This is a genomic window from Paraburkholderia sp. SIMBA_027, assembly GCF_046535315.1.
Lineage (GTDB): Bacteria > Pseudomonadota > Gammaproteobacteria > Burkholderiales > Burkholderiaceae > Paraburkholderia > Paraburkholderia tropica.
On the sequence record NZ_JAWRWY010000009.1, the window covers coordinates 193,083 to 212,595 of the forward strand.

General features: G+C 66.3%; 17 protein-coding genes. 9 read left to right on the top strand and 8 right to left on the bottom strand.

Annotation, left to right across the window (positions count from 1 at the left end; genetic code table 11):
* Positions 1–43: 43 nt before the first annotated feature.
* Positions 44–2,944 (top strand): bifunctional [glutamate--ammonia ligase]-adenylyl-L-tyrosine phosphorylase/[glutamate--ammonia-ligase] adenylyltransferase, encoded by a 2,901-nt coding sequence (gene glnE, locus SB764_RS18670; RefSeq protein ID WP_410864294.1) that lies wholly within the window; start codon positions 44–46, stop codon positions 2,942–2,944.
* 9 nt (positions 2,945–2,953) lie between these two features.
* Here glnE and SB764_RS18675 read toward each other — a convergent pair whose 3' ends face one another.
* The 4 genes from SB764_RS18675 to SB764_RS18690 all read right to left on the bottom strand — a co-directional run bounded on the left by SB764_RS18675 (position 2,954) and on the right by SB764_RS18690 (position 6,396).
* A complete protein-coding gene (locus tag SB764_RS18675) occupies positions 2,954–3,274 on the bottom strand; it encodes a type II toxin-antitoxin system RelE/ParE family toxin (RefSeq protein ID WP_065057154.1) in 321 nt (106 codons plus the stop codon).
* Positions 3,271–3,552, bottom strand: coding sequence for a type II toxin-antitoxin system Phd/YefM family antitoxin (locus tag SB764_RS18680; RefSeq protein WP_065057155.1), 282 nt, complete (start codon positions 3,550–3,552; stop codon positions 3,271–3,273). Before SB764_RS18680 ends, SB764_RS18675 begins: the two co-directional genes overlap by 4 nt.
* A 193-nt stretch (positions 3,553–3,745) precedes the next feature.
* Positions 3,746–5,425: a DNA repair protein RecN gene (gene recN / locus SB764_RS18685; protein WP_183038531.1), complete on the bottom strand. Its 1,680-nt coding sequence runs from the start codon at positions 5,423–5,425 to the stop codon at positions 3,746–3,748.
* Between the two features lie 59 nt (positions 5,426–5,484).
* Positions 5,485–6,396, bottom strand: a complete 912-nt coding sequence (locus SB764_RS18690) for an NAD kinase (protein ID WP_065057157.1) — start codon at positions 6,394–6,396, stop codon at positions 5,485–5,487.
* 292 nt (positions 6,397–6,688) lie between these two features.
* On the opposite strand from SB764_RS18690, the gene hrcA reads away from it, so the two are divergent.
* From hrcA to SB764_RS18705, 3 genes are all read left to right on the top strand, one after another.
* Positions 6,689–7,708: a heat-inducible transcriptional repressor HrcA gene (gene hrcA / locus SB764_RS18695; RefSeq protein WP_065057158.1), complete on the top strand. Its 1,020-nt coding sequence runs from the start codon at positions 6,689–6,691 to the stop codon at positions 7,706–7,708.
* A gap of 207 nt (positions 7,709–7,915) precedes the next feature.
* Positions 7,916–8,995, top strand: coding sequence for a ferrochelatase (hemH, locus tag SB764_RS18700; protein ID WP_065057159.1), 1,080 nt, complete (start codon positions 7,916–7,918; stop codon positions 8,993–8,995).
* Positions 8,996–9,038: 43 nt separating this feature from the next.
* Positions 9,039–9,446 (top strand): RNA-binding S4 domain-containing protein, encoded by a 408-nt coding sequence (locus SB764_RS18705; RefSeq protein ID WP_065057160.1) that lies wholly within the window; start codon positions 9,039–9,041, stop codon positions 9,444–9,446.
* Here SB764_RS18705 and SB764_RS18710 read toward each other — a convergent pair.
* Entirely contained in the window at positions 9,418–9,579 is a 162-nt protein-coding gene (locus SB764_RS18710) for a hypothetical protein (protein ID WP_167371393.1), read from the bottom strand. The two genes, SB764_RS18705 and SB764_RS18710, sit on opposite strands and share 29 nt — an antisense overlap.
* A gap of 371 nt (positions 9,580–9,950) precedes the next feature.
* On the opposite strand from SB764_RS18710, the gene grpE reads away from it, so the two are divergent.
* The 5 genes from grpE to SB764_RS18735 all read left to right on the top strand — a co-directional run bounded on the left by grpE (position 9,951) and on the right by SB764_RS18735 (position 17,237).
* Positions 9,951–10,511 carry a nucleotide exchange factor GrpE gene (gene grpE, locus SB764_RS18715; RefSeq protein WP_065057162.1) on the top strand — a complete coding sequence of 187 codons (561 nt, stop codon included), beginning with the start codon at positions 9,951–9,953 and terminating at the stop codon, positions 10,509–10,511.
* 365 nt (positions 10,512–10,876) lie between these two features.
* Complete coding sequence (gene dnaK, locus SB764_RS18720) at positions 10,877–12,823, top strand: molecular chaperone DnaK (protein WP_065057163.1); 1,947 nt, start codon at positions 10,877–10,879, stop codon at positions 12,821–12,823.
* Positions 12,824–13,100: 277 nt separating this feature from the next.
* A complete protein-coding gene (gene dnaJ, locus SB764_RS18725) occupies positions 13,101–14,231 on the top strand; it encodes a molecular chaperone DnaJ (RefSeq protein WP_065057164.1) in 1,131 nt (376 codons plus the stop codon).
* Between the two features lie 54 nt (positions 14,232–14,285).
* Positions 14,286–16,199 (top strand): aminodeoxychorismate synthase component I, encoded by a 1,914-nt coding sequence (gene pabB / locus SB764_RS18730; RefSeq protein WP_176080389.1) that lies wholly within the window; start codon positions 14,286–14,288, stop codon positions 16,197–16,199.
* 87 nt (positions 16,200–16,286) lie between these two features.
* Positions 16,287–17,237, top strand: coding sequence for a cation diffusion facilitator family transporter (locus tag SB764_RS18735; RefSeq protein ID WP_176080390.1), 951 nt, complete (start codon positions 16,287–16,289; stop codon positions 17,235–17,237).
* 75 nt (positions 17,238–17,312) lie between these two features.
* On the opposite strand, the gene panB is transcribed toward SB764_RS18735, so the two are convergent.
* The 3 genes from panB to folK are packed head-to-tail and all read right to left on the bottom strand — an operon-like array spanning position 17,313 to position 19,451.
* Positions 17,313–18,128, bottom strand: coding sequence for a 3-methyl-2-oxobutanoate hydroxymethyltransferase (gene panB, locus SB764_RS18740; RefSeq protein ID WP_065057167.1), 816 nt, complete (start codon positions 18,126–18,128; stop codon positions 17,313–17,315).
* Positions 18,129–18,174: 46 nt separating this feature from the next.
* Positions 18,175–18,855 (bottom strand): deoxynucleoside kinase, encoded by a 681-nt coding sequence (locus SB764_RS18745; protein ID WP_065057168.1) that lies wholly within the window; start codon positions 18,853–18,855, stop codon positions 18,175–18,177.
* Complete coding sequence (folK, locus tag SB764_RS18750) at positions 18,852–19,451, bottom strand: 2-amino-4-hydroxy-6-hydroxymethyldihydropteridine diphosphokinase (RefSeq protein ID WP_183712671.1); 600 nt, start codon at positions 19,449–19,451, stop codon at positions 18,852–18,854. Before folK ends, SB764_RS18745 begins: the two co-directional genes overlap by 4 nt.
* Positions 19,452–19,513 lie beyond the last annotated feature (62 nt).

Here is a 19,513-nt window from a genome sequence, read left to right on the forward strand (position 1 = left end):
TCATCGACGTTTATCTCCGCTTATTCCGCCGGGCCAGGCTTTCATGACTGACATTCCCCTTCTGAGTTCCAGTTATTCGCGCTATGCGGCGCGCGCTTATGCGGCCCGTCCCGGCCTCGAAGCCCAGGTCGAAGCGCTCGCCGCCGCGCCGCTCACGCGCGAGCGCATCGTCGCGCGGCTCGACGCGCTGTGCGCGCAGGCGAGCGGCCAGACGCGTGACGCAGCAAGCGGCGCACCTGCTCAGGCAGACGCTCAAGCAGCACCGGCCGCACCGATCGCACCGACCGCACCGACCGCACCGATCGCACCGATCGCACCGACCGCCCTCACCGACGAACAGTTGAAAACCGCGCTGCGCCAGTTGCGCGTGGAAGTAATCTGCGCGGTGATGGAGCGCGATCTCGGCGGTGTCGCCGACGTCGCCGAAGTCACCGGCACGATGACCGATTTCGCGGAAGTCACGATCCAGCGCGCGCTGGCGGTCGTGAGCGCCGATCTCGAAACCGTGTTCGGCGAGCCGCGCGGCCCGAACGGCGAAAAGCTCACGCTCGGCGTGGTCGGCATGGGCAAGCTCGGTGGGCGCGAGCTCAATGTGTCGTCGGATATCGACCTGATCTTCGTCTACGAAGACGACGGCGAAACCACCGGCGGCCAGCGCTCGCCGATCGCCACTCAGGATTACTTCACGCGCGTGGGCAAGCGGCTGATCGGCGCGCTCTCGGACGTGACCGCGGACGGCTTCGTGTTCCGCGTCGACATGCGGCTGCGGCCGAACGGCGACTCGGGCCCGCTCGTGTGCAGCCTCGGCATGCTGGAGGAATATTTCTACGTGCAGGGCCGCGAGTGGGAGCGCTACGCGTGGATCAAGGGGCGGCTGGTGTCGGAGCGCGAAAGCGACAGCGCGCAGCGCCTCGCCACGCAACTCGATTCGCTCGTGAAGCCCTTCGTGTACCGGCGTTACCTGGATTTCGGCGTGATCAGCGCGATCCGCTCGCTGCATCTGCAGATCCGTCAGGAAGCGCAGCGCCGCGCCATGATGCGCCCCGACAAGGCCGACGACATCAAGCTCGGGCGCGGCGGCATCCGCGAAATCGAATTCAGCGCGCAGGTGTTCCAGCTGATTCGCGGCGGCCAGGACGCGGGCTTTCGCGTGCGCCCGACGCTCGCCGTGCTCGGCTACGCGGCGGCGCGCGGCTTGATCGCGCCCGAGGTCTGCCACGACCTCACGCTCGCCTATAACTTTTTGCGCGAGCTGGAGCACCGCCTGCAATACCGCGACGACGCGCAGACGCACGCGATGCCCGTCGACGACGCCGAACGCGCGGCGCTCGCGAAGTCGATGGGATTCGCCGACTACGCCACGCTGATGAGCGTGCTCGACGCGCACCGCGAAAAGGTCGAGCACCAGTTCGACCAGATTTTCTCCGACAAGGTGGCCGGCGAAAGCGGCTGCGGCGCGCCTGAGGACGGCGCGGCGGCGTGGGTGTGGAGCGGCGCGCTCGCCGAGGAAAGCGCGGACGGCGCCCTGCTCGAACGTCTCGCGGAACTCGGTATCGACGATCCGGCGCCGCTGCTTGCGCGCCTGCGCGGGCTGTGGACCTCGGCGCGCTACACGGGCCTGCCCGAGAAGAGCCGCGAGCGCTTCGACGTCGTCGCGCAGCGCGCGCTCGACGCGGCGCGCACGCTGGAGCCGCGCGCGCGGCGCGGCGTCACGCTTGCGCGCATGTTCGACCTGCTCGAAACGGTGATCCGGCGCGGCGCCTATCTCGCGCTGCTGACCGAATACCCGGATGCGCTCGACCGCGTGCTCAAGGTGCTCGGCGCGTCGCGCTGGGCGTCGGGCTATCTGATTCGCCATCCGCAACTGCTCGATGAACTGCTCGACGACGAGGCGATTTCCTCGCCGTTCGACTGGCCCGAGTTTTCGCGCCTGCTGCGCGCGCGCCTCGCGGCCGCCGCCGATGTCGAGCAGCAAATGGACTTGCTGCGCCACGCGCACCAGGCCGAAGTGTTCCGCATCCTGCTCAACGACCTGGCCGGACGGCTCTCGGTCGAGCACGTGAGCGACCGCCTCTCGGAACTCGCCGACGCGGTGCTCGACGCGACCATCGAAACCGTCTGGAAGCAGTTCGCGAAACGCCACCGCGAGGTGCCGCGCTTCGCGGCGATCGCGTACGGCAAGCTGGGCGGCAAGGAACTGGGCTACGCGTCGGACCTCGACATCATCTTTCTCTACGACGACGAGGACGAGCGCGCCGCCGAAATCTACGCGACTTTCGCGCGCCGCCTGATCACCTGGCTCACGACCGCGACGGGCGCGGGGACGCTGTTCGACGTCGATCTGCGGCTGCGGCCGAACGGCGAATCGGGGCTGCTCGTCACCGATCTCGACGCCTTCCGCCGCTATCAGCTACGCGAAGGCGACGCCGCGAATACGGCGTGGGTGTGGGAGCACCAGGCGCTGACGCGCGCGCGTTTTTCGGCGGGCGACGCGGGCATCGGCCATGCGTTCGAGGCGATCCGCGTGCAGGTGCTCACCACGCCGCGCGACGCCGCGCCGCTCGCGCAGGAGATCGTGCAGATGCGTCAGCGCGTCGAGGACGGCCATCCGAACCGCACCGAGCTGTTCGATCTGAAGCACGATCGCGGCGGCATGGTGGATATCGAATTTCTCGTGCAGTACTGGGTGCTGCTGCACGCGGCGCAGGACCCGGAGCTGATCCGCAATACCGGCAATATCGCGCTGCTGCGCGAGGTGTCGCGCTTCGGGCTGATGAGCGAGGAGGAGGCGGACACGATCGGCGCGGCGTACCGGCTGTATCGCAAGCTTCAGCATCAGCTGCGGCTCGACGGCATGGAGACGGCGCGCGTCGATCCGGCGCGCGTCGAGCGCGAGCGCGAGACCGTGCTCGCGTTGTGGAAGCGGGTGTTTGGGGAAGGGTGAGGGGAGGCGTCAGGCTTTCAGCAGACGCCGCGCCAGCACGTCTTTCAGATCCCGCCGTGTATCGACGATCAAGTGGACGACGATGTCCGGATCGTCGATCTGATACACGATCCGGTTCATGCCTGCGATCACCTGATGAAAGCCGGGGAGACCCAGTTCGGCCAGTTCGGGCGGGATCGCGCCAGATTGCGGAAACTTCGTGAGCAGGGTGACGGCGTCTTCGATGCTCGCGAAGGTCGCGAGCCAGGTTTCATTGCCGAATTTCGTGCGCAGATAGCGCCGCAAGTCCTGCAGGTCGTCCCGCGCGGAGCGCAGAAAAACGACGTTCATACGACGCCGTCGTCCTTGTCCATTTGCTTGAGTTCGGCGAACACATCCTTCGCTGCGACGACTTCTCCCGCTTCGATTTCCTTGCGGCCCAAGGCGAGAATCTTGAGCAGCGCGAGCGTCTGCTGCATGTCGTCGTACGATTGCGCGTCCTGCACGATGACCTTCGGCTCGCCGTCTTCGGTGATGAGCAGCGGCTCGCGGCTTTGCGCGACGTCGCGGACAATCTCGGCCGCGTGATTTTCCAGGTAGCTGACGGGTTTGATCTGCGCAGGCTTCATATCCACCTCGTTGCCCTCATTCGTAACGGATCACCGGACAGACTATAGGCCGGTTCGCGCGCATCCGCGTTGCGGTATCCGGGATGCCGTGTTTTGTGCGCCCGAAGCTGCCAACCGAGGTTGCCAAACTAAGCCACCAACCTAAGCCACCAACCTAAGCCACCAACCTAAGCCACCAACCTAAGCCACCAACCTAAGCCGCCAACATCTCCTTCGCATGCCGCCGCGTGGTCGCGGTGATCTCCAGCCCGCCGAGCATGCGCGCGACTTCTTCCACGCGGCCCGGCTTGTCGAGCGGCGTGACGACCGAGACCGTGCCGCCGTTGCCGTCGCCGGACTTCGACACCTGGAAATGGTGATCGCCGCGCGCGGCCACTTGCGGCAGGTGCGTGACGCACAGCACCTGGCGCGCTTGCCCGAGCTGATGCAGCAGACGGCCGACCACTTCGGCCACGCCGCCGCCGATGCCCGTGTCCACTTCGTCGAAGATCAGCGTGGGCGTGGGGCTCGCGGCGCTGGCGATCACGGCGAGCGCGAGGCTGATACGCGCGAGTTCGCCGCCCGAAGCGATCTTCGCGAGCGGGCGCAGCGGCACGCCCGCGTGGCCCGCGACGCGGAACTCGATCTGCTCAAGCCCGTGCTGGCCGCCGATCGGCTCGCCATTCGAGCCGTTGCCGAGCGGCACGAGCGCCACTTCGAAACTGCCGCCCGCCATCGACAATTCCTGCATGCCTTGCGTGACCGCCGCGCCGAGCGTCTGCGCGGCCTTGGCGCGCGCTTTCGACAGCCGGCGCGCTTCGGCGAGGTAGGCGTTCTGTGCTTTGTCCGCGGCGGCGCGCAGGCCGTCGAGATCGGAGGCGGCGTCGAGCGCGGCGAGTTGCTGGCGGCGCGCCGCGTGTTCGTCGGGCAGCGACTCGGCCGGCAGACGGAATTTGCGCGACGCCGAATGCAGCGCATCCAGACGGTGTTCCACCTGCGCGAGCCGGTGCGGATCGAGGTCGAGACGCTGCGCGTAATGCGAGAGCGAATAGGACGCTTCCTGAAGCTGGATGGCGGCCGGTTCGAGCGCGGCGAGCGCGTCGTTGAGTTCGTTGTCGACTTCTGCGAGGTCGCGCAGCTTCGAGACGATCGAGTTCAGATGCGAAATCATCGCGTCGTCGGATTCGGAGAGCGCCGCGAGCGCGCCTTGCACGCCGTCGATCAGATTCGCGGAATTCGAGAGCCGCGTGTGCTCCGCGTTCACTTCTTCCCATTCGCCCGGCTGCGGCGCGAGCTTGTCGAGTTCGGCGAGCTGCCACGCGAGACGCTCGCGCTCCAGTTGCAGCTCGCGGTCGCGCGACATGGCGGTCTGCACGGCCAGACGCGCGTCGCGCGCATCGCGCCACGTGCGCGTGACGGCGGCGGCGAGGTCGGTGATGCCCGCGTGCGTGTCGAACAGCTCGCGCTGCGCGTCGGGGCGCATCAGCAGTTGATGCGCGTGCTGACCGTGAATGTCGACGAGCCGTTCGCCCACATCGCGCAACTGCGCGAGCGTGGCGGGCGTGCCGTTGATGAAGGCGCGCGAGCGGCCGTTGCTGTCCACGACGCGGCGCAGCATGACGACGCGCTCGCCGTCGGGCAGCGCGAGCGCCTGCTCGTCGAGCCATTGCTGAATGTGCGGCGGCGTGTCGAATTCGGCGGTGATGTCGGCGCGGCTTTCGCCCGTGCGCACGACGCCCGCGTCGGCGCGCGCGCCGAGCGTGAGCGCGAGGGCGTCGATGAGAATCGACTTGCCGGCGCCCGTCTCGCCGGAGAACACGGAAAAACCGCTGTCGAATTCGAGGTCGAGCGCGGCGACGATCACGAAGTCGCGTATCGAAAGGTGGCGGAGCATGGCGTCTTGGGTCGGGCTGGCGTGCCGTTTATACAGGGTTGTGGCGGGTTTGGGCGCGCTTAGTCCTGCGGGTCGTCCTGCAGCGACGGATGCTCGTTCCAGTGCAGCTTCTTGCGCAGCGTACGGTAGTAGCTATAGCCGACCGGATGCAGGAAGGGCACGGTATGGCGCGAGCGGCGCACCTCGATGACGTCGTTCAGTTCGACGGCCGTGAACGACTGCATGTCGAAATTCACGTTGACGTCGCGGCCCGCGACGATCTGGATGCTCACCTTGCAGTCGTCGGGCAGCACGATCGGGCGGTTCGAGAGCGCGTGCGGCGCGATCGGCACGAGCACGATGCCCTGTAGCTGCGGATGCAGAATCGGCCCTTGCGACGAGAGCGCGTAAGCCGTGGAGCCCGTGGGCGTGGCGACGATCAGGCCGTCCGAGCGCTGGTTGTACATGAAGCGGCCGTCCACGTGCACGCGCAGCTCGGCCATGCCGGAGAAGCCGCTGCGGTTCACCACCACGTCGTTGAACGCGAGCGCCTGATAGATTGGAGCGCCGTCGCGCGTGATGCGCGATTCGAGCAGCGAGCGCTCCTCGCGCTCGAAGCTGCCCGCGAGCAGTTGCGGCACGATCTCCTGCATGTCGGAGAACGGAATGTCGGTGATAAAGCCGAGCCGCCCATGGTTGATGCCGATGAGCGGCGTGCGGTAGGGCGCGAGCTGGCGGCCGATGCCGAGCATCGTGCCGTCGCCGCCGAGCACCACGGCCACGTCCGCGCGCGCGCCGATTTCGGCGGGCTGGAGCGACGGATAGCCGGTGGCGCCGATTTCCTGGGCGGTCTGCGCTTCGAACACGACGTCGAAGCCGCGTTGCGAAATGGTCTGGGCGAGCGCCATCAGCGGCTCGCCGATGCCTTGGGTGTTGCTGCGCCCGACGAGCGCAACCGTCTTGAACTGGCTCTCAATCTTCTGGATCTGCATGCCGCAATTACACCATAGTCAGGTCCCGAAAAGGAACCTGTGAGCCAATACGGGCGGGGCGGCGGCCGAAAAAACGCCGCCTCGCGGGCGATGCGCCCGCGGGTGCTTTTCCCGCGCAACGCGGCGCCTTTCTCCCAAAAGCCGGTGACGCGCCGATGACAGCGACCCATTTCGGGGGCTACGCCGCGTAGCGGGTTCCGCCAGCCGGCGGCCCGCTGCCGGCTCGGCCCGCCGCCCGCGCGCCCGCGTGCGTACTCGCCCCGAACCCGGCATTAGGCTAAAATTTTCAGTCATGTTAGATCCCCGCGCACAAACCCTCCTCAAGACGCTGATCGAGCGCTACATCGCCGAAGGTCAGCCGGTTGGCTCGCGCACGCTGTCGCGATTCTCCGGGCTGGAGCTGAGCCCGGCGACCATCCGCAACGTGATGTCGGACCTGGAGGAGCTGGGGCTCGTGTCCAGTCCGCACACCTCGGCGGGGCGCGTGCCCACGCCGCGCGGCTACCGCCTGTTCGTCGACACCATGCTCACCGTCGAGCCGTCCGGCGACGAGGACGCGCTCACGCGCGCGGTGAAAACCACGCTGCGCCCCGGCGAGCCGCAGAAGGTGGTGGCGGCCGCGGCCAGCGTGCTCTCGAATCTCTCGCAGTTCGCCGGCGTGGTGCTCACGCCGCGCCGCAGCCACGTGTTCAAGCAGATCGAGTTCATGCGCCTGTCGGACAAGCGCATCCTGCTGATTATCGTGACGCCCGAAGGCGACGTGCAGAACCGCATCATGGCGACGCAGCGCGACTTCGCGCCTTCCGAGCTGATCGAAGCCTCCAATTACATCAACGCGCATTTCGCGGGCCTCTCGTTCGACGAGGTGCGCCGCCGCCTGCGCGAGGAAATCGACGCGCTGCGCGGCGACATGACCACGCTCATGCACGCCGCCGTGACCGCGAGCACCGAGGAGTCGGACACCGGCGAGACCGTGCTGATCTCGGGCGAGCGCAACCTGCTCGAAGTGGCCGACCTGTCCTCGGACATGGCGCGCCTGCGCAAGCTGTTCGACGTGTTCGACCAGAAGACCAGCCTGCTGCAACTGCTGGACGTCTCCAGCCACGCGCAGGGCGTGCAGATCTTCATTGGCGGCGAGTCGCAACTCGTGCCGATCGAGGAAATGAGCGTGGTGACCGCGCCGTACGAAGTGAACGGCAAGATCGTGGGCACGCTGGGCGTGATTGGCCCGACGCGCATGGCCTACAACCGCGTGATTCCGATCGTGGACATCACCGCGCGGCTGCTCTCGCTCACGCTCAGCCAGAACTGAGCGGCTTGCCGGCCATGATCGGCGAAAGCGGCGCGCCGCGCCATTAGCCGAATGGCTAACGTTGCGGCGCAAACTGCGCTGCGTTGCCTGACGTACGCCGCCGCACACGCGCGGCCCGCCCGCCGCCTGGCTGACCCGAAGCCGCCCGCTATAATGATCCCTTGTGCAACCGTTGCTGCGCTGCTCGCGCGGCGTCCCTGATCGCCTATGCGTTTCGACCTCGAGCGGCCCCTGCAATCCGCTGTCGCGCATCGTGTTGCGGTGCTGCTGATCAATCTCGGCACGCCCGACGCGCCCACGCCGCGCGCCGTGCGCCGCTATCTCGCGCAGTTTCTCTCCGACCCGCGCGTGGTCGAGATTCCCGCGCCCATCTGGCAGGTCATTCTGCGCGCGCTGATTTTGCCGCTGCGCGGGCGCTCGTCGGCGAAAAAGTACGCCGCCGTGTGGACGCCCGAGGGCTCGCCGCTGCGCGTGCACACGCAAAAGCAGACCGACGCGCTGCGCCATCTGCTGCAAATCAACGACTACACGGTGCTGGTCGATTACGCGATGCGCTACGGCACGCCCGACATCCCGGCGATGCTCAATCAGCTCAAGCTCGCGGGCGCCGAACGCATCCTGCTCGTGCCAATGTATCCGCAGTATTCGGCCTCGACCACGGCCACGGCCTTCGACGCCGCGTTTGCTGCACTGCGGCGCATGCGCAATCAGCCCGAGATCCGCACGCTGCGCGGCTATCACGACCATCCGGCTTATATCGCCGCGCTGGCCGCGCAGGTGCATCAATACTGGAACGCGCACGGCAAACCCGATTTCGCGGCCGGGGATCGTCTCGTGCTGAGCTTTCATGGCGTGCCGAGCCGCACGCTCGATCTCGGCGACCCGTACCACGAGCAGTGTCAGCAGACGGCGTCGCTGCTCATGCACGCGCTGGAACTCACGTCGGTCGAGTGCCGCGTCACGTTCCAGTCGCGCTTCGGGCGCGCGCAGTGGCTGCAGCCGTACACGGCGCCCACGCTCAAGGAGCTGGGGCAGGCGGGCGTGCGGCGTGCGGACGTATTCTGTCCGGGTTTCACGGCCGATTGCCTGGAAACCATCGAGGAAATCGGCATGGAAGTCCGCGACGAATTCCTGCACGGCGGCGGCAAGGAGTTCCACCGTATTCCGTGCCTGAACGACTCGCGCGCGTGGATCGCGGCGCTCGGCGAGATCGTGGCGCAAAACCTGCAAGGCTGGCCTGTGCAGGCGGCGAGCGCCGGCGTGCACGCTGCGGGCGCGGTGGCGTGAAGCTGCTGCGCCGAGCGCGTTTCGCTTAATCAGGACGCAACGTATGAACTACAAAATTTCGACGGAGCCGGGCGCGCGACTGCGCATCGACAAGTGGCTCTGGTCCGCGCGCTTTTTCAAGACGCGCTCGCTGGCTACCGATGCGGTCGGCAAAGGCCGCGTGCGCATTGGCGGCGAAGCGGTGAAGGCGTCGAAGGAAGTGCGCGTGGGCGATCGCGTGGAATTCGAAATCGATCACGTGGTCTGGGAAGTGGATGTGCTGGGAATCTGCGAGGTGCGCGGCCCGGCCAGCGTGGCGCAGACGCTTTACGCGGAAACCGAAGCCGGGCGCGCCCGGCGCGCGGCCGAGCAGGAACGGCGCCGGCTCTTTCGCGAACCGGCGGCCGTATTGCAGGGCAGACCGACCAAGCGGGACCGCCGCACTATCGACAAACTTTCGCGTGAGGATTGAAGAGGGCTTCCATCGTGGCGTGGACGCCGCCGTATTCGGTGGTGTTCTCGTTCACGACGCCGGACATGCAGATGGTGGTGGTTCCGGCGATGAGTACCAGAGCGACCACCGATATGGCAAAGGTCAGTTTCACGGTACTCCCCAAGGGATCGCGCCAAAACGGCCAGGTGAACCCGGTTTCGGGTTCAATCGGTGCGGTGCCGCGCTCAGGGTATACGTGTGATTGAGCAGCACCTGTTCCTGAGTGTAGGTCAGGTGGGCGGCGCACTCAATTTCAATCTTTCCGCACTGCGGTAATGATTGTAACGGGCAGTTTCGGCGGTTTGACCGTTGTATAAAAAACCGCTGGAAAGCCCTTGAAACAAGCGATCCGGCACCCATGTGCTGTCGCAATGTACGAAGCATCTGTCGCGCCGGCACAACGGCTGCCGGGGCGGCGGAACAGACGGTCCGCACGGGCCGGTGCTTCGTGTCCCTTTTTACTATTCAACGACGTTCAGCGACATGGAAAACACGCAAGAGAACCCGACGAGCCAGAACCCCACGCCCGCGGACGACGCGTCCCAGGCCGCCGCACAGCCGCAGGCCGACGCCGGCCAGGTGGAGCAAGGCGGCGCGGACGCCGCGCTTGCCGAGGCGCAAGCGAAGGTGGCCGAGCTGCAGGACGCCTTCATCCGCGCCAAGGCTGAGACGGAAAACGTCCGCCGCCGTGCGCAGGAAGACGTCGCCAAGGCTCACAAGTTCGCCATCGAAAACTTCGCCGAGCACCTGCTGCCGGTGGTCGACAGCCTCGAAGCCGCGCTCGCGCACGGCTCGGATGACCTCGCGAAGGTCAACGAAGGCGTCGAGCTCACGCTCAAGCAGCTGAGCGGCGCGCTGGAAAAGGGCAAGGTCCTCGCGATCAACCCGGTCGGCGAGAAGTTCGATCCGCACCGCCATCAGGCTATCTCGATGGTGCCGTCGGAGCAGGAAGCCAACACCGTCGTCAGCGTGCTGCAAAAGGGCTATGTGATCGCCGACCGCGTGCTGCGTCCGGCGCTCGTCACGGTGTCGCAGCCGAAGTAAGCGGTGTAAATGGCGCGCACCGCCGGGCGTCGGCAGTCAGACTGAAGACGCAGCGTCGCGCTGCCGTCATCCGCTGTAGCGCAGTCGTGCTTTCCGGCGGCCTCACGGTCGTTTCGTAAGGCTTTAGAAAGCGAAGGTGGCGCTTTTTCCAAAACATCGCGAAAATGCGTCGCCGATTGAAAAAAATTAACGGACGCATAGCCCAAACCCCTTGAAAAGCGCCAACGCGGCACTTATTTGGGCAGCAGTTCCGAATTGAAGTGGACGCCAGCCGCGATCACGCGGATTGCAACCTTGTTGAAACCGCGTCGAAAACCGCGCAAAGCGGCGTCCGCGCAGCGATCAAAATTGGAGATTTGACAAAAATGGGCAAAATTATTGGTATTGACCTCGGCACCACGAACTCGTGCGTGGCGCTGATGGAAGGCAATCAGGTCAAGGTGATCGAGAACTCCGAAGGCGCCCGTACGACGCCGTCGATCATCGCCTACATGGACGACAACGAAGTCCTGGTCGGCGCGCCGGCCAAGCGCCAGTCGGTCACGAACCCGCGCAACACGCTTTACGCGGTCAAGCGCCTGATCGGCCGCCGCTTCGACGAGAAGGAAGTGCAGAAGGACATCAACCTGATGCCCTACAAGATCGTCAAGCACGACAACGGCGACGCCTGGGTCGAAGCGCATGGTCAGAACCTCGCGCCGTCGCAGGTTTCCGCAGAAGTGCTGCGCAAGATGAAGAAGACCGCTGAAGACTACCTCGGCGAGCCGGTCACCGAAGCCGTGATCACGGTTCCCGCGTACTTCAACGACAGCCAGCGTCAAGCCACCAAGGACGCGGGCCGCATCGCCGGTCTGGAAGTCAAGCGCATCATCAACGAACCGACCGCAGCCGCGCTCGCGTTCGGTCTGGACAAGGCCGAAAAGGGCGACCGCAAGATCGCCGTGTTCGACCTCGGCGGCGGCACGTTCGACATCTCGATCATCGAAATCGCGGACGTCGACGGCGAAATGCAGTTCGAAGTGCTCTCGACCAACGGCGACACGTTCCTCGGCGGCGAAGACTTCGACCAGCGCATCATCGATTACATCATCGGCGAGTTCAAGAAGGAGCAGGGCGTCGACCTCTCGAAGGACGTGCTCGCGCTGCAACGCCTGAAGGAAGCCGCTGAAAAGGCCAAGATCGAACTCTCGTCGGGCCAGCAGACCGAAATCAACCTGCCGTACATTACGGCGGACGCATCGGGTCCGAAGCACTTGAACCTGAAGATCACGCGCGCCAAGCTGGAAGCGCTGGTCGAAGACCTGATCGAGCGCACCATCGAGCCGTGCCGCGTCGCGATCAAGGACGCAGGCGTGAAGGTCGGCGACATCGACGACGTGATTCTCGTCGGCGGCCAGACGCGTATGCCGAAGGTGCAGGAAAAGGTGAAGGAGTTCTTCGGCAAGGATCCGCGCCGTGACGTGAACCCGGACGAAGCCGTTGCAGTCGGCGCCGCGATTCAAGGTCAGGTTCTGTCGGGCGACCGCAAGGACGTGCTGCTCCTCGACGTGACCCCGCTGTCGCTCGGTATCGAGACGCTCGGCGGCGTGATGACGAAGATGATCAACAAGAACACCACGATCCCGACCAAGCACTCGCAGGTCTACTCGACGGCGGACGACAGCCAGTCGGCCGTGACGATCAAGGTGTTCCAGGGCGAACGCGAAATGGCGGCGGGCAACAAGCTGCTGGGCGAGTTCAACCTCGAAGGCATTCCGCCCGCACCGCGCGGCGTGCCGCAGATCGAAGTGAGCTTCGACATCGACGCGAACGGCATTCTGCACGTCGGCGCGAAGGACAAGGCGACCGGCAAGGAAAACCGCATCACCATCAAGGCGAACTCGGGCCTGTCGGAAGCCGAAATCGAAAAGATGGTGAAGGACGCCGAAGCGAACGCGGAAGAAGATCACCGTCTGCGTGAGCTGGCCGACGCGCGCAACCAGGGCGATGCGCTGGTTCACAGCACGAAGAAGGCCGTGGCCGAGTACGGCGACAAGATCGACGCTTCCGAAAAGGAAAAGATCGAAGCTTCGCTGAAGGAACTCGAAGACACGCTGAAGGATTCGTCGGCTGACAAGGCGACGATCGAGGCGAAGGTCGAGGCGCTGTCGGCGGCATCGCAGAAGCTCGGCGAAAAGATGTACGCCGACATGCAGGCGCAGCAGGCCGGCGCCGCAGCGGGCGCGGGTGCCGAAGCCGGCGCCGAGCAGGCCGCGAAGAACGATGCCGACGACGTGGTCGACGCCGAGTTCAAGGAAGTCAAGAAGGACTAAGCCGGTGCGAACGGGCCGCCGCCCACGGGTGGCGGCTCGAACGAATGGACCGGAGCACGGCCGCATCGGTTACGATGCGCGTCAGCATTGCAGCGCCTGGCGAGCCTTCCGGCTCTCCGGGCACATTTGTTTTATGGAGGCCGTTCTGTAACAGGGGCCGCAAGGGCGCGAAAAGTGCCCGCGCGGGGCGTGAAAGGAACGGCGAACGGGTCACGAGATCCAGCATTCAAGAGGAGCCGGCGTGCGCTGCAAAGCGTCAGGCCGGCGTTGAACCGATATGGCGAAACGGGATTACTACGAGGTTCTGGGCGTCGCGAAGAACGCGAGCGACGACGAAATCAAGAAGGCGTATCGCAAGCTGGCGATGAAGTATCACCCCGACCGCAATCCGGACAACAAGGATGCGGAAGAGCATTTCAAGGAGGTCAAAGAGGCCTACGAAATGCTGTCGGACTCGCAAAAGCGCGCGGCATACGACCAGTACGGCCATGCGGGCGTCGATCCCAACATGGGCGGCGCGGGCGCGCAGGGCTTCGGCGGTTTCGCCGACGCCTTCGGCGACATTTTCGGCGACATCTTCGGCCAGGCGGCCGGTGCGCGCGGCGGCCGTAGCGGCCCGCAGGTGTACCGCGGCGCGGACCTGCGCTACAGCATGGAAATCACGCTGGAGCAGGCGGCGCACGGCTACGAGACGCAAATCCGCGTGCCGGGCTGGAGCGGCTGCGAAGTCTGCCACGGCTCGGGCGCGAAGCCCGGCACCAAGCCGGAAACCTGCCCGACCTGCCACGGCTCCGGCCAGGTGCGCATGTCGCAGGGCTTCTTTAGCATCCAGCAGACCTGTCCGAAGTGCCACGGCACGGGTTCCTACATCCCCGAACCGTGCACGGCCTGTCACGGCGCGGGCAAGGTGAAGGAAACCAAGACGCTCGAAGTGAAGATTCCGGCGGGTATCGACGACGGCATGCGCATCCGCTCGGCCGGCAACGGCGAGCCGGGCATCAACGGCGGTCCGTCGGGCGACCTGTATGTGGAAATCCACATCAAGCAGCACGCGGTCTTCGAGCGTGACGGCGACGACCTCCATTGCCAGATGCCGATTCCGTTCACCACGGCGGCGCTCGGCGGCGAGATCGAAGTGCCTACGCTGGCGGGCCGCGCGACCTTCACGGTTCCGGAAGGCACGCAGTCGGGCAAGACGTTCCGTCTGCGCGGCAAGGGCATCAAGGGTTTGCGTTCGAGCATCGCGGGCGATCTGTACGTGCACGTGCAGGTCGAAACGCCGGTCAAGCTCACCGACAACCAGCGCGATCTGCTCCAGCAGTTCGAGAAGTCGCTCGTGGAAGGCGGTTCGCGCCACAGCCCGCAGAGCAAGAGTTGGTTCGACCGCGTGAAGAGCTTCTTCGACTGATGCGCGCTCCCACGCGCGTCGGGTTGCATCGATGCAGTAGCAGGTAGCAAGTCCATGGCAGTCAATCCTGGCGGCGCGGTGTTCGCGCTGCTCGACGACGGCGACTCGACGGCCACGCGCCGCTCGAGCCGCCTCTACACGGGGTTCGTGCGCGAAGTCGCGTGCGAACGCGCGGCGGATCTCGACGCGGCCTGCGCCCAGGTGCAGGCCGAACAGCGCGCGGGGCGCCACGCGCTCGTGATCGGCGATTACGAATTCGGGCGCGCGCTTGAATTCGCGAAGCACGATGCGGCGTCATCGGCGCCATCGTCAACGTCCCCCGCCAGTCAGCCAACGCAGCACGGCCACGCCGCGCTGCGTTTTTTATTGTTCGCGCACTGCGAAAAGCTCTCGCGCGAGGAAGCCGACGCGTGGCTCGCCGCGCGCGAAGGCCGTGAATCGCCCGCGCCCGCGGGCATCGCGGCGGTGACGATGGGTGTCGATCGCGAGCGTTTCGAGCACGACATCCACGCCGTGCAGGACGCCCTGCGCATCGGCGACTCGTATCAGATCAACTACACGTACCGGCTCGATTTCGAGACGTTCGGCACGCCCGTCGCGCTGTACCGGCGTCTGCGCGAGCGTCAGCGCGTGCGTTATGGCGCGCTGATCGCATTGCCGGGCGACCGCTGGGTGCTGTCGTGCTCGCCGGAACTGTTCGTCGAGAAGCACGGCGAAACGTTGCGCGCGAAACCGATGAAGGGCACCGCCGCGCGCGACCCCGATGCGGCGCGCGATGCCGCCGCCGCGCAATTCCTCGCGAACGATCCCAAGAATCGCGCTGAAAACGTGATGATCGTCGATCTCCTGCGCAACGATCTGTCGCGCGTGGCGCAGACGGGCTCGGTGCGCGTGCCGGCGCTGTTCAGCGTCGAGCCGTATGCGTCGGTCTGGCAGATGACGTCGACGGTCGAGGCCATCGTGCGCCAAGGCACCACGTTCGCCGACGCGATGCGCGCGCTGTTCCCGTGCGGTTCGATCACGGGCGCGCCCAAGCATCGCACGATGGAGTTGATCGAGGCGCTGGAGCAAGGGCCGCGCGGGCTGTACACGGGCACGATCGGCTGGCTCGACGCCGCGCCGGACGGCGAGGCCTGCGGCGACTTTTGCCTCTCGGTCGTGATCCGCACGCTAACGCTCGACGCCGCACAATCCGGCGACGCGGTCATGCGCCGCGGCCAGATGGGCGTGGGCGCGGGCATCGTGCTCGACAGCGTGGCCGCCGACGAATACGAGGAGTGCCGTTTGAAAGCACGTTTTCTGACTCAGGCCGACCCCGGCATCGAACTGTTCGAGACGATGTACGCGACGCGCGCGCAAGGCGTGCGTCACCTCGACCGTCATCTCGCGCGGCTCGCGGCGAGTGCGGCGTGGCTCGATTTTCCGTGCGACGTCGAGGCGTTGCGGGCGCGCTTGAGCGAGACCTGCGCGAGCTTTGTCGACGAGGACGCGCCGCATCGCGTGCGCGTGGCGCTCGCCAAGCACGGCGAGTTCGTGCTCACGAGCGCGCCGCTCGCGCCGCTGGCGTCGGAAACCGTGGGCGTGTTACTGGCTTCGGATCACGGCTATGCGCCGGTTGCATCCGCCGATGCGCTGCTGCTGCGCAAATCCACGCGCCGTGTCGACTTCGACCACGCGTGGCGCGAAGCGGAGACGCAGGGCGGCTTCGACATGCTGTTCTTCAACGAACGCGGCGAGCTGACCGAAGGCGGGCGCTCGAACGTGTTCGTGAAACTCGACGGCCAGTGGTTCACGCCGCCGCTCGCATCGGGGCTGCTGCCGGGCGTGATGCGCGGCGTGCTGCTCGACGACGAGGCGTTCGGCGCGCAGGAGCGCGTGCTCACGCGCGACGACGTGCTCGACGCCGAAGCGCTGCTGCTGACCAACGCGCTGCGCGGCGCGCTGCCCGCGCGCTTGCTGCTGATCTGAACGACCGGACAGGCGCGCGACAGATTTCGCGCGCCTCGGTTAGCCTGCTAGCTGCCTGGCCCCGGCAGGGCCGCGGAGAGCGGCGGCATGGCACGACCTTCCTTCTTGAACATGCGGGACGAGAGCGCCGTGCTGCGCCTCTCGATCGCCACCACGCTGCTGATCGCCACGGGCGGCGTGCTGTTCGGCCTCTTTTCCGGCTCTTTCTCGATCATTTTCGACGGCGTCTACTCGCTCGTCGACGCCAGCATGAGCGCGCTCGCGCTCGCCGTCGTCCGCCTGATCACCTCGCATGCCGTCGACGTCGATTTGCCGCGCAAATGGCGCGAGCGTTTCACGATGGGTTTCTGGCATCTCGAACCGATGGTGCTCGCGCTGAACGGCACGCTGCTCGTCGCGGTCACCGTCTATGCGCTGATCAACGCGATCACCAGCCTGCTGGGCGGCGGCCACGCGCTGCATTTCGGCCCGGCGCTGGTCTACGCGGTGATGACGGTGAGCGTCTGCGCGGCGATGGCCCTGCTCGAAGTGCGCGCGAACCGGCGCATCCGCTCGGACTTCCTGCGGCTCGACATCAAGTCGTGGATCATGTCGGCGGGCATCACGGCGGCGCTGTTGATCGCGTTCGGCGCGGGCTACGCGATCGAAGGCACGGCGTGGGCAAGCTACACGCCGTATATCGACCCTGCGGCGCTGGCCTTCGTCTGCGTGGTCATCATGCCGATTCCGCTCGCGGAGATCCGCCAGGCGCTGCTCGACATGCTGCTCGTGGCGCCCGCCGACCTCAAGGCGCAGGTCGATGCGATCGCCGTGAAATTCGTCGAGCGTTACGCGTTCCAGTATCACCGCGCCTACGTGGCGAAAGTGGGGCGGTCGCGCGAAATCGAGCTGTATTTCGTGGTGCCGCCCGAGATGCCGGCGAAGCGGCTCGCCGAATGGGACGCGATCCGCGACGAGATCGGCCGGGCCATCGGCGGCGACGAAGCGCACCGCTGGCTCACGATCATGTTCACGTGCGACCCGGAATGGGCGGAATGAGAGGGGAGGGAACGGGCGCGGGCGTGTGCGGCCCGCGCGTGCATCGGCTGAATCAGAACGCGTCAGCAGAACGCGTCAGAACACGTGTTCGGGACCGGGGAAGCTGCCTTCCTTGACGGCCTGCACATAGGCGCGCACGGCCGATTCGATGTCGGGCTGACCGGCCATGAAGTCCTTCACGAAACGTGGACGCTTGCCGGGGAAAATGCCCAGCATGTCGTGCAGCACCAGCACCTGTCCCGAGCACTCGACGCCCGCACCGATGCCGATGGTCGGAATGCGCAGCTGCTTCGTGACTTCCGTGCCGAGCGCCGCCGGCACCGCTTCGATCACCACGAGTTGCGCACCGGCGTCCTGCAGCGCGAGCGCGTCGCGGATCAGTTGCGTCGCGCCCGCATCGCTCTTGCCCTGCACCTTGAAGCCGCCGAACGCATGCACCGACTGCGGCGTAAGACCGATGTGCGCGCACACGGGCACCGCGCGCTCGACCAGCATCTTGACGGTGGGCGCGAGCCATTCGCCGCCCTCGATCTTCACCATCTGCGCGCCCGCGCGCATCAGCTTGACCGAGTTCGCGAAGGCGTCTTCGGGCGTGCCGAAGGTGCCGAACGGCAGATCGGCGACGATCAGCGCCTTGGGCTGCGCGCGCGCCACCGACGCCGTGTGATAGGCGATGTCGTCGATGGTGACGGGCAGCGTGGTCGTGTGGCCCTGGAGCACGTTGCCGAGCGAGTCGCCGATCAGCACGGAATCGACGCCCGCACGGTCGCACAGCGCCGAAAAGCTCGCGTCGTAGCAGGTCAGCATGGCGATGCGCTCGCCCGCGTCGCGCATTGCCTGGAGTTTGGGCACGGTGACCGCGCTGCGGCTCGTTTCCTGCAGGTAAGTCATGGGGAATCCGTTTGGAAAAGAGAGAAACCGGAGAGGAGCGCGCCGCTTAGAGCGACGTGCCCTTGACGAAGGATTCCTTGCGGCCGCGCATGGTTTCGATACGTTCGGCGATCAGCGCAAGGTCCGCATCGGAATCGAGCGGGTGCAGATTTTCCACGCCGACGGTCAGCACCGGCGCATGGTCGTAATGATAGAAAAATTCGTTGTAGCTGTCGCAGAGGCTACGCAGAAAGGCATCGGAAATGTGCTGCTCCGCAGCCACCGCGCGCTTCTGGATGCGCGCGTAGAGCGCTTCCGGGCTCGCCTGCAGATAGACGACGAGGTCGGGCGCGCTCGTCTGCGCGGGCAGCCGTTCGGCCAGCGCGCGATAGAGCGGCAGTTCGTCTTCCGGGAGCGTGAGGCGCGCGAACACGTCGTTGCGCTCGGCGAGGAAATTGGTCACGAGCGGCACACCGGCGGCGCGGCGCGCGGCCACTTCGTGCGAGAGGCGCTCGCGCTGCAGGGCCACCGAGAGCTGCGCGGCCAGCGCGTGCCGCGAGGCGTCGCGCCAGAAGCGTTCGAGAAAGGGATTGTCGGCGTGCGACTCGAACAGGGTCTGCATCGACCAGCGTTCGGCCAGACGCGTGGCGAGCGCGGTCTTGCCCGCGCCGATCGGCCCTTCGATCGCGATGTACTGATACGCCGGACGGGCCGCGCGCGCGGTGACGACGGGTAGCGGCGTGCTCATCCGCAACGGCCCGTGGGCGTGCCCGGCGTCGCGGCCGTCGCGTCCGTCGTGCTGGCGGAGGCGCTGTTAGACGATGCGTCGGCCGGCGCCTGCGACGCCATGCCCAGACACTGGCACAGCGGCTTCATCTTCTCGATGCGCTGGTCGGCCACGCCGGGCAGGAAGTCGCTCACGCGGCCCTTGCCGGGAATCTCCAGTTCGGGATCGACCTCGGCGAGCGGCGCGAGCACGAACGCGCGCACGGTCATGCGCGGGTGCGGCACCATGAGATCGGGTTCGTCGATGATCTCGCCGCCGTACAGCAGGATGTCGATGTCGAGCGTGCGCGGCGCGTTGCGAAAGGGGCGTTCGCGGCCGAAATGATGCTCGACGCGGTGACACAGGCCGAGCAGCTCGCGCACGGCGAGCCGCGTGTCGAGCTTCACGACGCAGTTGAAATAGTCGTCGCCGCCCGCGTCGATCGGCGCGGTGCGGTACAGACTCGATTTCGCGAGCACGGTGATGGAGTGCTGTTGCGCGAGGCACACCACCGTGTCTTTGAGGGTCTGGCGCGCATCCCCCAGATTCGCGCCGATTCCCAGCCAGGCAACCGTCATGGCTTCACTTCCGACTATCGTTGCGGTTGACGATGGACCTTACCGCACTTTGCCGCGCCTTG

Bases quoted from the DNA above. Each gene is read 5' to 3' on its own strand.
- glnE (WP_410864294.1), top strand. From the start codon at position 44: ATGACTGACATTCCCCTTCTGAGTTCCAGTTATTCGCGCTATGCGGCG.
- SB764_RS18675 (WP_065057154.1), bottom strand. From the start codon at position 3,274: ATGAACGTCGTTTTTCTGCGCTCCGCGCGGGACGACCTGCAGGACTTG.
- SB764_RS18680 (WP_065057155.1), bottom strand. From the start codon at position 3,552: ATGAAGCCTGCGCAGATCAAACCCGTCAGCTACCTGGAAAATCACGCG.
- recN (WP_183038531.1), bottom strand. From the start codon at position 5,425: ATGCTCCGCCACCTTTCGATACGCGACTTCGTGATCGTCGCCGCGCTC.
- SB764_RS18690 (WP_065057157.1), bottom strand. From the start codon at position 6,396: ATGCAGATCCAGAAGATTGAGAGCCAGTTCAAGACGGTTGCGCTCGTC.
- hrcA (WP_065057158.1), top strand. From the start codon at position 6,689: ATGTTAGATCCCCGCGCACAAACCCTCCTCAAGACGCTGATCGAGCGC.
- hemH (WP_065057159.1), top strand. From the start codon at position 7,916: ATGCGTTTCGACCTCGAGCGGCCCCTGCAATCCGCTGTCGCGCATCGT.
- SB764_RS18705 (WP_065057160.1), top strand. From the start codon at position 9,039: ATGAACTACAAAATTTCGACGGAGCCGGGCGCGCGACTGCGCATCGAC.
- grpE (WP_065057162.1), top strand. From the start codon at position 9,951: ATGGAAAACACGCAAGAGAACCCGACGAGCCAGAACCCCACGCCCGCG.
- dnaK (WP_065057163.1), top strand. From the start codon at position 10,877: ATGGGCAAAATTATTGGTATTGACCTCGGCACCACGAACTCGTGCGTG.
- dnaJ (WP_065057164.1), top strand. From the start codon at position 13,101: ATGGCGAAACGGGATTACTACGAGGTTCTGGGCGTCGCGAAGAACGCG.
- pabB (WP_176080389.1), top strand. From the start codon at position 14,286: ATGGCAGTCAATCCTGGCGGCGCGGTGTTCGCGCTGCTCGACGACGGC.
- SB764_RS18735 (WP_176080390.1), top strand. From the start codon at position 16,287: ATGGCACGACCTTCCTTCTTGAACATGCGGGACGAGAGCGCCGTGCTG.
- panB (WP_065057167.1), bottom strand. From the start codon at position 18,128: ATGACTTACCTGCAGGAAACGAGCCGCAGCGCGGTCACCGTGCCCAAA.
- SB764_RS18745 (WP_065057168.1), bottom strand. From the start codon at position 18,855: ATGAGCACGCCGCTACCCGTCGTCACCGCGCGCGCGGCCCGTCCGGCG.
- folK (WP_183712671.1), bottom strand. From the start codon at position 19,451: ATGACGGTTGCCTGGCTGGGAATCGGCGCGAATCTGGGGGATGCGCGC.